Here is a 16,286-nt window from a genome sequence, read left to right on the forward strand (position 1 = left end):
CCCCCGACCCGCCCGCGGCACCCCGGTGTGCCGGCGGCGCGGGCCGGAGCGGAGCTGATGCGAGAATGGCCCGCATGGCTATCGATCGTCCTCGCGTGCTGTCCGGTATCCAACCCACGGCGGGCTCGTTCCACCTGGGCAACTACCTGGGCGCGGTACGCCAGTGGGTGTCGTTGCAGGAGACCCACGACGCCTTCTACATGGTCGTCGACCTGCACGCGATCACGGTCCCGCAGGACCCGGAGGAGCTCCGCCGGTCCAGCCGGCTCGCGGCGGCCCAGCTGCTGGCGGCCGGGCTCGACCCGGAGCGCTGCACCCTGTTCGTCCAGAGCCACGTGCCCGAGCACGCGCAGCTCGCCTGGGTGATGAACTGCTTCACCGGCTTCGGTGAGGCGTCCCGGATGACGCAGTTCAAGGACAAGTCCGCCAAGCAGGGCGCCGAGGGCACCACCGTCGGCCTGTTCACCTACCCGATCCTCCAGATCGCCGACATCCTGCTCTACCACGCCGACCAGGTCCCGGTCGGCGAGGACCAGCGGCAGCACATCGAGCTGACCCGGGACGTCGCCGCCCGGTTCAACGGCCGTTTCGGTGAGACGTTCACCGTGCCGGCGCCGTACATCCTGAAGGAGACGGCGAAGATCTACGACCTTCAGGATCCGGCGGTGAAGATGAGCAAGTCCGCGTCCTCCCCCAAGGGCATCATCTGGCTGCTCGACGAGCCGAAGAAGACCGCGAAGAAGGTTCGCAGCGCGGTCACCGACACCGACACCGTGGTCCGCTACGACCCGGAGGCCAAGCCGGGCGTCAGCAACCTGCTCGGCATCTACTCCACTCTTACCGGTAGGAGTGTCGCCGAGCTGGAGCAGGCGTACGCCGGCAAGGGCTATGGTGCGCTCAAGACCGAGCTGGCCGAGGTGGTGACCGACTGGGTGACGCCCTTCCGTACCCGCACCGAGGAGTACATGGGCGACCCCGAGACGCTGGACGCCATCCTGGCCAAGGGTGCGGAGAAGGCACGCGCGGTCGCCGCCGAGACCCTCGCCGAGGTGTACGACAAGGTGGGGTTCCTGCCGGCCAAGCACTGAGGTCCGGGCGGGCCCGGGACGGGACCGGCGGGGTCGTGTGAATCACAGCCCCGCCACCGCTCCGCCGGCGCCGGGATCACGGACACTTGCGGCAGGGCCGGAACGGGACGAGGAAGGAGACACCGTGGAGACCGTGACGCTCGGCGTGTCGATCGCCGTCCCGGAGCCGTACGGCAGCCTGCTCCAGGAGCGGCGCGTGGGCTTCGGCGACACCGCGGCGCACGGCATCCCCACCCATGTCACGCTGCTGCCGCCGACCGAGGTGCCCACCGCCTCCCGGGAGCGCATCGAGGCGCACCTGGCGGCCGTCGCCGCGTCCAGCAGGTCCTTCCCGATGCGGCTCTCCGGCACGGACACCTTCCGGCCGCTGTCCCCGGTGGTCTTCGTGCAGGTCGTGGAGGGCGGCGCGGCCTGCGGCTGGCTCCAGGAGCAGGTGCGGGTCAGCGACGGCCCGCTGAACCGGGAGCTGAGCTTCCCCTACCACCCGCACGTCACGGTCGCCCACGGCATCGCCGAGGAACTGCTCGACAAGGCGTACACCGAGCTCGCCGACTTCGAGGCGGCCTGGACGGCGACCGGCTTCGCCCTCTACGAGCAGGGCGCCGACGGCGTCTGGCGGCTCCAGCGCGAGTACCCCTTCAACGACGCCGCGGACGCCGGGCCGACCGCCGGCGACCACGCTCCGCGCACCTCGGAAGCACCCTCGGGCGACCCGGTCGGGCGGCCCGACACCGCCCGGCCGTCGACCGTCGAGCGGGCGGACCGGTCGAGCGCCGCCGACCGCCCGAAGCGCCGGCCGAGCCCGCCGGCGCCGCGTGCCGAGGCCGTGCCGCAGCGTGCCGAGCCCGCCGCGCCGCGCGGCGCGGTACCTGCCCAGGGCGGCGCGGTACCGGCCCAGGGCGGCACCGCCGCGCCCGCCCGGCCTGTCGTGACGCCGTAGATCGCGCGCCACCGGGTACAAACGCACGCATGGAGTGGTTGACCCGGCTTCCCGTCATCGGCCCGCTGGTCGTCCGGCTGATGCGCACGCACCTGTGGCGCGCCTACGAACGCCTCGACGAGACGCACTGGACCAGGCTGGCCGCCGCGATCACCTTCATCAGCTTCCTCGCGCTCTTCCCCATGCTGGCGCTGGGCGCCGCCATCGGCGCGGCCACGCTCAACGAGGACCGGATGGCCCGGCTGGAGGAGTTCCTGGCCGACCAGGTGCCCGGCATCTCCGACGAGGTGGACATCCAGGGCCTGGTCGACAACGCGGGCACGGTCGGTACGGTCGCCGCGCTCCTGCTGCTGCTCACCGGGCTCGGCTGGACCAGGTCGCTGCGCGAGTGCCTGCGCGAGGTGTGGCGGCTGCCCGAGGAGGACGTCCACTTCCTGCTCGGCAAGGTCAAGGACTTCGGGATACTGGTCGGCCTCGGGCTGGTCGGCCTGCTGTCGATCGCCGGCTCCAGCTTCGCGGTGGGCTCCGTCGACTGGACGGTCGACCAGCTGGGCGTGGACGAGTCCGGCCCGGTGGCCTGGCTGCTGCGGATCGCGCCGGTGCTCGGCGCGGTGCTCGTGAGCGGCCTGCTGCTGCTCTACCTGCTCACCCGGGTGCCGGGCGTACGGCCGCCGCGCCGGGCCGTGCTGGAGGCCGCGGTGATGGGCGCGATCGGCTTCGAGGTGCTGAAGCTGCTGCTCGGCGGCTACCTGCGCGGAGTCGCGGCGAAGAGCATGTACGGGGCGTTCGGCATCCCGATCGCGCTGCTGATCTGGATCAGCCTGATGGCCCGCCTGCTGCTGTTCTGCACGGCGTGGACGGCGACGGCCGAGGCGGTCGCCGACTCCTCGGAGGACGCACGGGACGCGGCCGATCCGGCGGCGGCAGCAGAGGAGACGGGGAGGCCGGCGGACGGGAACGGCCCGCCCCTCGTGGGACGGGCCGTCTCGACGGTCGGCGGCTCGCCGCTCAGCGACCCCACGGCAGGCGGAGGCGGCGACGCGCCGCCGGGGCCGGGGACGGACTCCGAGCCCCGGTCCGGCTCGCACCCGCGGGGGCCTTCGGGGCCGGCGGGGCCGTAGAGGCCTTCGGGCTGGTCGGGTCCGTCGGGGCCTTTGGGCCGGTCGGGTCCTTCGGGGCCGCCGCCGGGGTCCGGGGCGGGCGGCTGACGCCCGCCGGCTGCGGCCAGCGGCGGTGGACGACGTAGCCGAGCACGGCGAGCAGCGCCAGGCTGGCGCCGGTCAGCGCGAGCGGGGTGCCGACGCCGTCCGTGCCGGAGGGCCGTCCGGCGGCGACCTGCTCGCCGCCGATGGCGGTGCCGGGCGTGCCGCCCGCCTTGCCCTCCTCGCCGCCTTCGAGGCGTTCCCGCTCGGAGACCGGCGGCACCAGCTCGCCGACCGGCCGCACCTTCTCGGCGGCGGCGAAACCCCAGTCGAAGAGCTTGGCGGTCTGCTTGTAGACGTCGTTGCGGTGGCTGTCCTCGCGGTCCCGGTCCGGGTGCATCACGGTGACCAGGAGCTTGCGGTCGCCGCGCTGGGCGATGCCGGTGAAGGTGTAGCCGGCGTTGCTCGTGAAGCCGTTCTTGATGCCGGCCAGCCCCTTGTAGGGGGCGAGGCGGTCCCCCGCGTAGTCGCCGCGCATCAGCCGGTTGGTGGTCTCGATCGCGAAGCGCTCCCGCTTGCCCTTCTTGTCGAAGCCGCCGGGGAACTTCGCGCTGACCGTCGCCGCGTAGGCCCGGAAGTCCGGGTTCTGCATGCCGGCGCGGGCGATCAGGGTGAGGTCGTAGGCGGAGGACGTCTGCCCGTCGGCGTCGTAGCCGTCGGGGCTGACGACGTGGGTGTCCTCGGCGCCCAGCTCCCGGGCGCGGTCGTTCATCTCCCGGGCCGTCTTGGCCATGCCGCCGTTGATGGCGGCGAGCACGTGCACCGCGTCGTTGCCGGAGCGGAGGAAGACGCCGTTCCACAGGTCGTGGACCGTGTAGCTGTGGTCCTCCTTGATGCCGACCGCGCTGCTTCCCGCGCCCATGCCGGCCAGGTCCTCCGGCTGCACGGTGTACTCGAAGTCCTTCTCGTACTTCGGCAGCAGGATCTCGGCGAAGAGCATCTTGAGCGTGGAGGCGGGGGCGAGTCGCCAGTGGGCGTTGTGCGCCGCCAGGATCTCGCCGGTCTCCGCGTCCGCCACCACCCAGGAGCGGGCGGTGACGCCCTTGGGCAGCTTGGGCGCGCCGGGCTGGAGGCTGACCTGTGTGCCCGGCTTGCCGAGCCGTTCGCCGCCCACTATCGACATCTCTCGGGGCGGGACGGCGTCGTCCGCGTGCGCGGGCAGGGCACCGACAAGCAGCGCCGGCACGGCCAGCGCTGTGACGACCGTCGTGGAGAAGACGGATCTCATGACGGTATGACGAATCTGGGGCACGGTGAGAAGTTACAGCGTGGAGGGACGGACGGGGACCCGGCGGAGCCCCCGAGGGTGAAGCACGGGCGCCAACCGGGTAACGCCCTCGGCTGAATGGACGTGTCGTCAGCCGATCGGGTTCCGTCCCGTCGGCGTGTTTTCCGCGACTCGTCCGAAACCGCACGGTGTTTTGTCCGGATTCCCCTCCTCCGGCGTGCTCACAGCCGTTCCAGCTCCCACAGCCGCCAGATGCCGCTGTTGTCCGACAGGTACTGGGTCCCCGCGATGTCCGGGGTGCTCAGCACGTAGTCCTTCTTCTGCCACAGCGGGATGACCGGCACGTCCCGGGCGACCAGGTCGTGGATGCGGCGGAACTCCGTCATCACCCGCCCCCGGTCCTGGCTGCGCTGCGTCTGCCTGATGAGCTGGTCCACCCGGGTGCTGCTGTACTTGTTGTGCAGGGCGTTGCCGGTGCCGACCAGGGCGCCGGTGTAGGTGTCAGGGTCGGGGAAGTCCGGCACCCAGCCGACGCTGTACGCGTCGTACGCGCCCTCCGAGAACCCCTTCAGGAACTCCGTCCACTCGAAGCCCTCGGTTTTCACCCGGAAGAGCCCCGTCGCCTCCAGTTGCTGCTTGATCGCCTCCGCCTCCAGCGTGGCGGTGCTGCCCCCGAGGTCGTAGGCGAGCCGGAAGGAGACGGGCGTCGGCACCCCCGCCTCGTCGAGCAGCCGTTGGGCCTGCTGCCTGCCGGGCTGCTGGTAGCGGTCGAAGAACGGCGTGCCGTGCCCGGTCATGCCCTGCGGGATGAGGGAGTACAGCGGCTCGACGGTCTTGTGGTGCACCTGGCGGCTGATCTGCTGGCGGTCGATGACGGCGGCGATCGCCCGCCGTACCGGGGCGTCGGCGACCGCGGAGTTCTTCCGGGTGTTGAAGACGACCATCCGGATGTCCGTCCCCGACTGCTCGGTCAGCTCCAGGTCCTTGTCCGACGGGTTCAGCCCGGCCAGTACCTCCGGCGGCATCTGCCCGTCGTTGACCTCGATCTCCCGGCGGTCCCACGCCTGCGCCAGCGCGGCGCCGTTGGGGTAGTAGCGGACCGTCACGGGCGACGCGGGCCGCCGCTGGGCGCCCCGGTAGTCGGGGTTGGGGACCAGCCGGGCCAGCCGCTCGGAGCGGTACTCGGCCAGCAGGAAGGGGCCGGACCCGACCACCCGGTCGTCGTCCGCGCGCAGGCCGTCGGCGGGGTAGGCGGTGCTGTCCACGAGGGCGCCGGCGCTGCCGGCCAGCTTGAGCGGGAAGGTCGCGTCCGCCGTCTTCAGCAGGAAGCTGACGGTCCGCCCCTCGGTGCTGATCGACTTCAGGGTGTCGAAGAGCTTCGCCGGGCCCTGCGGGTCCTTGATCCGGACCGTTCGCTCGATCGAGTGGCGTACGTCGTCGGCGGTCACCTCGCGACCGCTGCTGAACCGCAGCCCCTCCCGCAGCGTGCAGCGGTAGGTGGTCAGGGCGGCGCTCGCGAACTCGCAGCTCTCGGCGGCGTCCGGGACCGGGTCGGGGGAGCCGGGCTCGAAGGTGAGCAGGCCCTGGTAGACGTTGGCGAACAGGGCCCAGGAGCCGGCGTTGTACGCGCCGGCCGGATCGAGCGCCGTCGGGCGACTGGTCGAGCCGACGACGATCGGCTGATTGTCGTCGCCCCCGCCGCCGAGCAGCCGCCAGCCGCCGAAGCCGGCGGCGACCAGTACCAGGCACAGCGCCACGATCCACGGGACGCGCCCGCGCACCTTCCCCCGCACGTTCCCGCTCCTTGGTCGGTCGATGCCATGTGGTCGACGTGAACGCCGGTTAGCAAAGCACAGGGCGGCGCCGGTGGGCAGGGGTCCGGCACCGCTTAATCACGTTGTGACTAAAGGGGGTTGTGTGACGCGAAGCTGTGAAAGTGGCGGGTGGGGCAGGCTGTGAGTGGATATGCCCAGCTCAGCGGCGACTACCGTGCGGTAGGTCGACGGTCGGAAGCCGGATGTCGACGTCCGGTATCCGGACGCCGGGTGAGGGTTCGGGGGTGGTGTTCGGTCATCAGATCCCTTCTGCTGATGGCCGAAAACCGTCCCTCGGTCGTCGTTCCTCAGTCGTCGGCGAGTGGCAGCAGCTCGGGCAGCCGGCCGTCGTGCGCCAGCGCCGTCTCCCGCCGCTCGTCCGGAACCGGTCCGTACGTGGTCGTGCGGGCCCGCGCGGGCCGCCCGGCCGCCTCGGCGATCGCCTCCAACTCCCGGATGCTGCGGTGCGAACCGTAGGAGGACCCGGCCATCCGGGAGATGGTCTCCTCCATCAGCGTGCCGCCGAGGTCGTTGGCGCCCGAACGCAGCATCTCCGCCGCGCCCTCCGCGCCGAGCTTCACCCAGCTCGTCTGGATGTTGGTGAGGTGCGGGTGCAGCAGCAGTCTGGCCATGGCGGTGACCGCCCGGTTGTCGCGGTGCGTCGGCCCGGGGCGGGCGATACCGGCCAGGTACACCGGCGCGTTCGTGTGGACGAACGGCAGCGTCACGAACTCCGTGAAGCCGCCGGTCTCCTGCTGCACCCGGGCCAGCGTGCGCAGATGGCCCAGCCAGTGCCGGGGCTGGTCGACGTGGCCGTACATCATCGTGGAACTGGAGCGCAGGCCCAGCCGGTGCGCGGCCGTGACCACCTCGATCCAGGTGGCCGTCGGCAGCTTCCCCTTCGTCAGCACCCAGCGCACCTCGTCGTCGAGGATCTCGGCGGCCGTGCCCGGTATCGAGTCGAGGCCGGCCTCCTTCGCGGCCGCCAGCCACTCCGGGATCGAAAGGCCCGTCCGGGAGGCCCCGTTGACGACCTCCATCGGGGAGAAGGCGTGCACGTGCATGCCGGGCACCCGCTCCTTGACCGCCCGCGCGATGTCGAAGTAGGCGGTGCCCGGCAGGTCCGGGTGGATGCCGCCCTGCATGCACACCTCCACCGCGCCGACCTGCCACGCCTGTTCGGCCCGGTCGGCGACCTGGGAGAGCGAGAGTGTGTACGCGTCGGCGTCCGTGCGGCGCTGCGCGAACGCGCAGAAGCGGCAGCCGGTGTAGCAGACGTTGGTGAAGTTGATGTTCCTGGTGACGATGTAGGTCACCTCGTCGCCGACCACGTCGCGGCGCAGCTCGTCGGCGATCCGGCACAGCGCGTCCAGCGCCGGCCCGTCCGCGTGCAGCAGCGACAACGCCTGCTCGTCGGTGAGTCGTTCCGGGTCGTCGGCGGCCTGCGACAGCGCCTCCCGCACGTCGCCGTCCAGCCGGTCGGGGGCCATACCGGGCGCCGCCCGCTCCCGCAGCGCCGACCAGTCGCCGTACACCGAGTCGAAGTCGCCGCGCCGGTCGTCGGTGCGGCCCTCGGTGTCGACGGCGCGGTGCAGGTCGGTGCGGCCCCGGCCGGTGAACACCTCGTCCGGTTCCTGCCACGGCAGCCCTGCCGGACGTGCGTCCTGCCGCGCCAGCCCGGTGTCCGGATCGGCGAGCGCCCGCACGTGGGGCAGCAGGCGCGGATCGAGCCACGCCTCGCCGCGCGCCAGGAACTCCGGGTAGATCGTGAGCCGTTCGCGCAGCTCGAAGCCGGAGTCGGCGGTGCGGGCGGCGAGTTCGTCGATGGCCGGCCACGGCCGTTCGGGGTTGACGTGGTCCGGGGTGAGGGGGGAGATCCCGCCCCAGTCGTCGATCCCGGCGTTGATCAGCAACGCGTACTCCTCGTCCACCAGGTTCGGCGGCGCCTGAACCCGGGTCGAGGGTCCCAGCACGATCCGCGCCACCGCGACCGCCGCCGCCAGCTCCGCCGCCTCGGCGTCCGGCATCCGCCGCATCGCCGTGTCCGGCTTGGCCCGGAAGTTCTGGACGATCACCTCCTGCACCCCCTGGTACAGGCGCTGCACGCGCCGGATCGCCAGCAGCGACTCCGCGCGCTCCTCGTAGCTCTCCCCGATACCGATCAACACCCCCGTGGTGAACGGCACGTTGGAGCGGCCCGCGTCCTCCAGCGCGCGCAGCCGCACGGCCGGCTCCTTGTCCGGCGAGCCGTGGTGCGGACCGCCCGGCTCCGACCACAGCCGGGTCGCGGTCGTCTCCAGCATCATGCCCATCGAGGGCGCCACCGGGCGCAGCCGCTGGAGCTCCGCCCAGCTGAGCACACCCGGGTTGAGGTGCGGTAGCAGGCCCGTCTCCTCCAGCACCCGGATCGCCATCGCCCGCACGTAGGCCAGGGTGCTGTCGTAGCCGTGCGCGTCCAGCCACTCCCGCGCCTCGGGCCAGCGGTCCTCGGGCCGGTCGCCGAGCGTGAACAGCGCCTCCTTGCAGCCGAGTTCCGCGCCCCGGCGGGCGATGTCCAGCACCTCGTCGGGGGAGAGGTACATGCCGTGCCCGGCGCGGCGCAGCTTGCCGGGCACGGTCACGAAGGTGCAGTAGTGGCAGCGGTCCCGGCACAACCGGGTGAGCGGGACGAACACCTTGCGGGAGTAGGTGAGCACGCCCGGGCGGCCCACCTCCCGCAGTCCCGCGTCCCGCAGTCGGGCCGCCACGGCCGACAGCCGGGTCAGATCGTCCCCCCGGGCCTGGAGCAGCACCGCCGCCTCGGCCGTGTCCAACGTGACGCCGTCGGCGGCCCGGCGCAGCGCGCGACGCATCGCGTTGGCCGTGGGTACCTGCGCGTGTGAGGTCATCCGTCGAGCGTACGCGGCGCACGTGACAGCGCCGGTCGGACCGGGGCGGGTCCGACCGGCGCCGTGCCGATCAGGGGGTGCCGGGCTCCTCCGCGGAGGTCGCCGGGCCTCGGCGGGTCAGCCCACCCGGGCCAGCCGCGCGCCGGAGCCCGGTTCGACCAACTCGCCGTCCAGCGCGACCGGAACCTTCACCTGGCCCTGCCCGGCGCCCACGGTGAGGGTGCCGACCTTCGTGCCCTTCGGTGCCTCGCCGGGCACACCGTCGCGGCCCTCGGACAGTGCGAGCCGCACCTTCAGCCCCGACCAGCCGACGGCTTCCACGTCCTCGGTCACCACGACGTCGGTCCGGCCGCCGAGCCCGTCGTCGACGACGCCGACGACCGTGCCCTTCTTGATCACGGTCTCCGACTCCAACGCCTCCTGCGCGGAGAGGATCAGCTCCTTGGCGGCCGCCAGCACCGAGTCGATGATCGGCGGCCGGTGCTGGGAGAGCACCGCGCCGATGATCAACTGCTTGGTGCCGCCGATCTCCTTCTCGGCGGCGAAGAGCAGGTTGCCGCCGGCGGCCGTGGTGGTGCCGGTCTTGATGCCGATCGTCCCGAACAGCGGGACGAGGCGGTTCCAGTTGTCCTGCTTCTTGCCGTTGCGGTCGACGTAGGACGGCAGGCGGACGGACTCCCGGAACGCCGGCAGCTTCATCGCGGCGCGACCGAGCTTCACCTGGTCCTCGGCGGTGCTCACCGTCTCCTTGAGCAGCCCGCTCGGGTCGGTGTACGTCGTGTTCTTCATGCCCAGCTCGTCGGCGGTGGCGTTCATCTTCTCGACGAACTTCTCCTCCGAGCCCGAGTCCCAACGGGCCACCAGGCGCGCCACGTTGTTCGCCGAGGCGATCATGATCGCGTTCAGCGCCTCCCGCTGGGTGAGGGTCTCGCCCTCCTTCACGTCGACGGTCGACTCGCCCTGGGCGCTCAGCCCCGCGTCGTCCTCGGCCTTCTTGTCGACCGGGATCTTCTTGCCGTCCTCACCCTCCTTCATCGGGTGGTCGCGCAGCAGGAGGTAGGCCGTCATCGTCTTCGCGACACTGGCGATCGGCACGGGCTTCTGCTCGCCGGACGTGCCGAACGAGCCCAGCCCCTCCACCCCGAGCGCCGCCTGCCCCGAATCCGGCCAGGCGATGGCCGGCTTGCCGCCGTCGAAGACGTGGGTCGGGGAGGCCGTCAGCTCCAGCGCGGGCGCCGGCAGCGGACGCAGCAACTGCACCGAGACGAAGACCAGCACCAGCAGGAGGACCAGCGGCGTCCAGATCTTCACCCGGCGAACCAGTGTGCGGAGCGGGGTCTCCGGCGGCGCCGGCTTGTTCGTCAGCTCCGCGAGCAGGTCGATCGCCCGCTGGCCCGGCACCGGCGGCAGCGGCTGCTGCCGGGTGGCGTCGGCCTCCGGCACGGGCGGCCCCGGCGGAGGCGGCGTGGGGCGCGCGGCGGGCGCCGACGGCGGATCGTCGGAGGAGCGCAGCGGGACGAACTCGCTGCGGAGCGCCTGGGTGCGCACGGCCTCCGCCTCGTCCTCGGCGGCGACGGACGGCTGTTCGTCGGCCTTGTCGTCCTTGTCGGAGGAGGGCTCGTCGTCGGATGGCTTGGTGGCGGCGGGCTTGTCGTCGGACGGCTTGTCGTCGGACGGCTTGGTGGCGGGCTTCGCGTCGGCGGGCTCCGCGTCGGCCTCGTCGGACTCGCCGGGCTTGGCGTCGGCGGGCGTCGCGGTGTCGGGTGCGTCGGCGGAGTCCTCAGCCTCGGGCTTGTCGGCGCGGGCGCGCACGACGTCCGTGCGGAGCACGGTCGTCCGGTCGCTGCTCTCCTCCGCCTCCGGCTTGTCCGGCACCGCGGGTGTCTCCGCCTCGGGCTCGTCCGCCGCCGCCACGTCGCGCTCCCGTGCGGGGTCCTCGTCCGCCGTGTCGGCGGGCTCGTCCGCCTCCGGCTCGTCCGAGGTCCGCTTGTCCTTCGTCGGCGAGTCGTCGGCGGGCTTGCTCTCGGGCGCCTTCTCCTCCGGGCCCTTCTCCTCGGGGGTCTCCTCGGAGGTCTCCTCCGCCGCGGGGGCCGCCGCTATGCGGTCCTCGGGCTCCTCGGGGGCCTCGGTGTCCCCCGGGGGGCCGGAGGCCCCGCCGGACGGCGTCCGGGCGCCGCTGAACGCCATGCGGGGGTCGGGGGCCGTCGCCTCGGCTCGCTCCTCGGGAACCGTCACCTCGTCCGGTGTCGTCTCCCCCGACGACCGCTGCTGCTCCGACCTCTCGGGGGACTCGCCCGCCACCGTGCCTCCTGTTTGTGCTGCCGTACCCGATGTCAGTTAACAGTGTCCTCGCACCGCGCCCCTGGGCAGGTGCCGAGAGCCCCCGAAGGGCTCCCGAGTTGCCAGACGGTAACGACATACCCGACGGTTCCATACATTTCGCCCAGGCACTCTCGACAGAACAATGTGAGAGGGGTCACCCTGTCATTCATCCACGCGGGGAGGCATGGATGGGCAGGAGCCGCAGAACAATTCCGGAGGAGCTTCTGTTGCTCGCCCTGGACCCGGCAACGGGTACCACGGCGCAGCCGCAGTCGCTCGACCTCGGTCTCGCCGGGGCCCAGCTAGTGGAGCTGGCCCTTGCGGGACGGATAGCCCCTGACGGGGATCGCATAGCCGTGGTGCTGCCACGGCCGACCGGAGATCCGACCTTGGACTCCGCGCTCGAACTGCTGCGCAGGCGCGGCAGCCCGGTGCGCGCGGTCCACTGGATAGGCGGGCCCAGGCTTGGGCTCCGTCAGACGTACCTGTCACACCTGGAGCGCTGCGGCATGGTCCATGCCGTGAACGGCCAGATGTGCGGGGTTCTGCCGACGACTCGCTACCAGGCGACGGACACGGCGGTGAGCCGGGAGATCAGGGCCCGGCTCGATTCGGCGATCCGCACCGGTGTACCGCCGGACCCGCGGACCGCGGCGCTCGCCGCGCTGGCCCACGCGGTCGGTCTCGGCAAGCACCTGTACCCGGGCAACGAGGGGCGCAGCTGCCGCTCGCGGCTGCGGGACCTCATCAGGCACGACCCGATGGGCGGCCTGGTCGCCCACGCGGTGATGGACGTGCAGAACGGCGTGGCGGCGCAGCCCAGGCGCGCCGCGGCCGGTGGACGGGTCGCCGCGCCCAGGGCGGCGGCCGCGACCGCGACGCCCGCCCGCCCGGTGGCGGGCCCGGCCTACCGGCACGGCGGCATGGCCAAGGCCGGAGCCCGCTGAGGCAACCGTTCCGCCGGGTGTGCCCGGCGGGCGGCACCGGACCTCCGGGAGCCGCGAGAGGGGTGGTGGCGGGTCGGCGCAGGACGGCGCCGGCCCGCCGCCACCCCGTGCTCGTGTCCGCGCACGCTCGGTGGCGGCTTTCCGGCAAAGCCGGGACGACCGCGCGCCGTTGGTGGCACTCTGCTGAACGGTAATCAACTCACAGCAGTGGAGGTGTGCGCTCCGTGGCGTCACATGTCAACCCCACCGTAAGAAGGCGCCGGCTGGGCATGGAGCTGCGCAGGCTCCGCGAGGAGAAGGGCATGACGGCCGAGGAGGTCGCCGAGCGCCTGCTGGTCTCCCAGTCCAAGATCAGCCGGTTGGAGAACGGCCGCCGCAGCATCAGCCAGCGGGACGTGCGCGATCTGTGCGGGGTCTACGAGGTGTCGGACCCGAGGGTCGTGGACTCGCTGATGCAGATGGCGAAGGAGTCCCGCCAGCAGGGCTGGTGGCACGCGTTCGGCGACATCCCGTACAGCGTCTACATCGGTCTGGAGACCGACGCGGCGTCGCTGCGGATCTACGAGCCGCAGATCGTGCCGGGGCTGCTCCAGACGCAGGACTACGCGGAGGCGGTCATCGCCGGCGCACTGCCCGAGGCGTCGCCCGAGGAGTGGGAGAAGCGGGTACGGGTCAGGATGCGCCGCCAGCAGCGCATCTCCTCGCCGGAGAAGCCGCTGCGGCTGTGGGCGGTGCTGGACGAGGCCGCGCTGCGACGGGTGGTGGGCGGCCGGCAGACGATGATCGCGCAGTTGGAGCACCTGCTGGAGCTGTCCCAACTGCCGCACGTGACCGTGCAGGTCATGCCGTTCGAGCTGGGCGCGCACCCCGGCGTGAACGGGCAGTACGCGGTGCTGGAGTTCCCGGACACGGCGGACTCCACGGTGGTCTACCTGGAGGGCGTCACCAGCGACCTCTACCTGGAGAAGGCCGGCGACGTGCAGAACTACACCGTGATGTACGAGCATCTGCGGGCGCAGGCGCTCAATCCGGAGCAGAGCCGGGACTTCATCGTGAAGGTGGCCAAGGACTACGCGCGGGAGACCGGCTGAGCCGCGGTCCCGGAGACCGCCGGGTCGAGCCGCTGGTCCCGGAGACCGCCGCGAGCCGCCTGACCGGCATCGATCGGGCGTGCGGGCGCGGAAAGGTACACGGGGGCAAGCCTGTTGGGAAGAGCCCGATGGAATATGCCATCCGGTCGAGTGAACGACCCGCGCGGGCCGCCGCGCCGGCCAGTAGCGTCGATTGTGTGCCAGTCAGATCGCTGGCACCTCCCGACAAGTCCGCGCGGCAGCGCTGAGGAAGACCGGAGCACAACATGGCGATTCAGCAGGGCAAGACCGACAACTGGGTGAAGTCCTCCTACTCGGGCGGCAACGGCGCCTGCGTGGAGGTCAAGGCCCCCACCCTCACCGCCGTCGCGGTGCGGGACTCCAAGAACCCGACCGGTCCCGCCATCGGTTTTGAACCGTCCGCCTGGACCGCGTTTGTCGGTGCGGTCGACAGCGGTGTCCTCGTCCGCGACTGACCGCACGTCCCCGATTACGGCCGCCGGCCGACGGAACGCCCGGCCGCGCACAGAGCCCTCTCGACCGACCCGCCGTCTTGGCCGAGGGGGCTCGGTGCTGCCCGGTCCGGCGGGCCGGGATGCGTATCCTGACCCGCATGACGTTCCGGCGCGGTGGCGGCAGCAGCGCGCACAGGCTCCTGGCCCTGTGCGCGCTGCTGCTGTTGCTGCTCGGCGCGCAGCCCGCGCCGGCGGCCGCGGACCCGGCGGCGCCCGGCCGGTCGGTCTCGACCGGCCGGACGGTGGCGGCTCCCTCGGTCGAGTCGCCGCGCACGACCGAGCCGCGGTCCTCGGCCGAACGGCCCGGTGACGGCCCGCACCGGTGCTCGGGCTGGGACGACACACCGCGCCCGCTGCTCGCGCCGACCCACCGCCCGGAGCCGCTGGGCACCCCGGTGACCGCCGCTGCCGCCGAGCCGGCCGACCTCCGCTGCGGCACGGCTCCCGACACCCTCGCCTCCCAGCGCCCCGGTGTCCCCGTCGAACTCCTCGAACTCTCGGTCCTGCGGATCTAGGGCTCCGGTGGGTCCCGCCGTCGTTCCGCGCCGGCGTGATGTCCCCTGTTGTCGTCGCCCTCCACCGTCGTCCGTACCCGATCCCTTCCCGCCGGCCGCCGTGCGCGCCGGCCCTCTGGAGTTCCCATGTCGAAGAAGCCCGCCAAGGCCACCGGGCCGCAGAAGCTGACGGCCGTCCTGCTTGTGGTGGTGCTGGCCGCCGCCGCCGTCCTGGCGTCCGTCTCCGCGTTCGGCCGTCCCGACGCGCGGCCTTCGGCGGAGGCCCGCGGCGGCACGTCCGCCGGTGACGAACGCCAGCCCGACGCCGACCTGTTGGCGCTCGCGCGGCGCGAGAAGGACGACCCGTTCGCGCTCGGCCGGCCGGACGCCCCGGTGGTGATGATCGAGTACTCGGACTTCCAGTGCCCCTACTGCGGCAGATTCGCCCGGGAGACCAAGCCGGAGCTGGTGGAGAAGTACGTCGACACGGGCGTGCTGCGCATCGAGTGGCGGCAGTTCCCGATCTTCGGCGCGGACTCCGACCGGGTGGCCAGGGCCTCCTACGCGGCCGGCCAGCAGGGCCGGTTCTGGGAGTTCCACGACGTCGTGTTCGCCGAGGAGCGGCCGAAGAACTCCGGCGCCTTCGCCCAGCGCAAGCTCGAGGAGATGGCCGAGCAGGCCGGCGTGAAGGACCTGGCCGCGTTCCGCGACGACATGACCGGCCCGGACGCCACCGCCGCCGTCAGCGCCGACCGCAACGAGGGCCAGGCGCTCGGCGTCTCCAGCACGCCGGCGTTCCTGATCAACGGCACGCCCGTGCTGGGTGCCCAGTCCGCCGAGTACTTCGGCAAGGCGATCGAGCAGGCCAGGGCGCGGGCCGAGGCGGCCCGCTGATGGCCGAGGTCGGCTATCTGACGGCCCTGTTGGGCGGTCTGCTGGCGCTGCTCAGTCCGTGCAGCGCGCTGCTGCTCCCCGCGTTCTTCGCCTACGCGTTCGCCACCCCGGGCAGGCTGCTGGCGCGGACGGCGGCGTTCTGGGCGGGGCTGTGTGTGACGCTGGTGCCGCTCGGGGTGGCCGGTTCGCTGGCGGGGAGCCTGTTCACCCGGCACCGGGAGACGCTGGTCGCGGTGGGCGGCTGGGCGGTGGTCGCGTTCGGGCTGGCGCAGATCCTCGGGTTCGGTTTCGGTTCGCGGCGGATGGCCGAGGCGGCCGCCCGGCTGCGCCCGTCGTCCCTCCTGTCGGTGGCGTTGCTGGGCGCGGTGTACGGGCTGGCGGGCTTCTGCGCGGGGCCGATCCTGGGCGGCATCCTGATGATCTCGGCGGTGCACGGCTCGCCGGCGTACGGCGGGGTGCTGCTGGCCGTCTACGCGTTCGGCATGGCGGCGCCGCTGTTTGTCCTCGCGCTGCTGTGGGAGCGGTTCGAGCTGGGGCGGCGGCGGGTGCTGCGCGGGCGGGAGTTCCGGCTGGGTCGGCTGCGGCTGCACACGACGTCGCTGCTGTCCGGTGTGCTCTTCGTCGCGGTCGGCGGCATCTTCCTGACAACAGGGGGCACGGCCTCGTTGGCCTCGCCGCTCGGGGTGGACCGGGAGGCACGCCTGGAGCAGTGGGCGCTCACGCTGGGTGACGGTGTCGCGGACGTCGCGCTGCTGGTTCCGCTCACACTGCTGGTGGCGGGCGTCCTGCTGTGGCGGCTGCGGCGGGGGAGCGGGACGGTCGCCGAGGAGCCGGCGGCGGGGTCCGCGGCAGAAGTCGGGGAG

12 protein-coding genes and 1 pseudogene are annotated in these 16,286 nt (G+C 72.5%); 9 read left to right on the forward strand and 4 right to left on the reverse strand.

Translation table 11 applies throughout. From position 1 onward, the window contains the following. Window positions 1–74 precede the first annotated feature (74 nt). From trpS to GL263_RS07785, 3 genes and pseudogenes are all read left to right on the forward strand, one after another. Window positions 75–1,088, forward strand: coding sequence for a tryptophan--tRNA ligase (trpS, locus tag GL263_RS07775; protein WP_182854854.1), 1,014 nt, complete (start codon window positions 75–77; stop codon window positions 1,086–1,088). Window positions 1,089–1,212: 124 nt separating this feature from the next. Next, window positions 1,213–1,803, forward strand: a pseudogene (locus tag GL263_RS07780) (2'-5' RNA ligase family protein); the annotation flags it as partial. Window positions 1,804–2,057: 254 nt separating this feature from the next. Further along, on the forward strand, window positions 2,058–3,149 hold the full coding sequence (locus GL263_RS07785; RefSeq protein WP_182854855.1) for a YihY/virulence factor BrkB family protein: 1,092 nt from the start codon (window positions 2,058–2,060) through the stop codon (window positions 3,147–3,149). On the opposite strand, the gene GL263_RS07790 is transcribed toward GL263_RS07785, so the two are convergent. From GL263_RS07790 to GL263_RS07805, 4 genes are all read right to left on the reverse strand, one after another. Continuing rightward, a complete protein-coding gene (locus GL263_RS07790) occupies window positions 3,037–4,458 on the reverse strand; it encodes a D-alanyl-D-alanine carboxypeptidase family protein (protein ID WP_182854856.1) in 1,422 nt (473 codons plus the stop codon). The genes GL263_RS07785 and GL263_RS07790 overlap by 113 nt on opposite strands. Before the next feature lie 221 nt (window positions 4,459–4,679). Next, window positions 4,680–6,251: an ABC transporter substrate-binding protein gene (locus GL263_RS07795; protein ID WP_323379291.1), complete on the reverse strand. Its 1,572-nt coding sequence runs from the start codon at window positions 6,249–6,251 to the stop codon at window positions 4,680–4,682. 329 nt (window positions 6,252–6,580) lie between these two features. After that, entirely contained in the window at window positions 6,581–9,160 is a 2,580-nt protein-coding gene (locus tag GL263_RS07800; RefSeq protein ID WP_182854857.1) for a bifunctional FO biosynthesis protein CofGH, read from the reverse strand. A 117-nt stretch (window positions 9,161–9,277) separates the two neighbouring features. After that, window positions 9,278–11,461 carry a D-alanyl-D-alanine carboxypeptidase gene (locus GL263_RS07805; RefSeq protein ID WP_323379292.1) on the reverse strand — a complete coding sequence of 728 codons (2,184 nt, stop codon included), beginning with the start codon at window positions 11,459–11,461 and terminating at the stop codon, window positions 9,278–9,280. A gap of 209 nt (window positions 11,462–11,670) precedes the next feature. Here GL263_RS07805 and GL263_RS07810 point away from each other — a divergent pair, with 209 nt between their 5' ends. From GL263_RS07810 to GL263_RS07835, 6 genes are all read left to right on the forward strand, one after another. Continuing rightward, a complete protein-coding gene (locus tag GL263_RS07810; protein ID WP_182854858.1) occupies window positions 11,671–12,429 on the forward strand; it encodes a GOLPH3/VPS74 family protein in 759 nt (252 codons plus the stop codon). Window positions 12,430–12,653: 224 nt separating this feature from the next. Continuing rightward, the gene (locus GL263_RS07815) at window positions 12,654–13,520 is read left to right on the forward strand and encodes a helix-turn-helix domain-containing protein (protein ID WP_182854859.1); all 867 of its coding nucleotides are present in this window, start codon (window positions 12,654–12,656) and stop codon (window positions 13,518–13,520) included. Between the two features lie 266 nt (window positions 13,521–13,786). Then, a complete protein-coding gene (locus tag GL263_RS07820; RefSeq protein WP_182854860.1) occupies window positions 13,787–13,996 on the forward strand; it encodes a DUF397 domain-containing protein in 210 nt (69 codons plus the stop codon). A gap of 137 nt (window positions 13,997–14,133) precedes the next feature. Then, window positions 14,134–14,550 (forward strand): hypothetical protein, encoded by a 417-nt coding sequence (locus tag GL263_RS07825; protein ID WP_182854861.1) that lies wholly within the window; start codon window positions 14,134–14,136, stop codon window positions 14,548–14,550. Window positions 14,551–14,676: 126 nt separating this feature from the next. After that, window positions 14,677–15,423 carry a DsbA family protein gene (locus GL263_RS07830; RefSeq protein ID WP_182854862.1) on the forward strand — a complete coding sequence of 249 codons (747 nt, stop codon included), beginning with the start codon at window positions 14,677–14,679 and terminating at the stop codon, window positions 15,421–15,423. Further along, window positions 15,420–16,286 (forward strand): cytochrome c biogenesis CcdA family protein (locus GL263_RS07835; RefSeq protein WP_182854865.1); only part of this gene is annotated, 867 nt, incomplete at its 3' end. The genes GL263_RS07830 and GL263_RS07835, both read left to right, overlap by 4 nt.

Source organism: Streptomyces durbertensis (genome assembly GCF_014156695.1).
In the GTDB taxonomy this organism is placed as follows: domain Bacteria; phylum Actinomycetota; class Actinomycetes; order Streptomycetales; family Streptomycetaceae; genus Streptomyces; species Streptomyces durbertensis.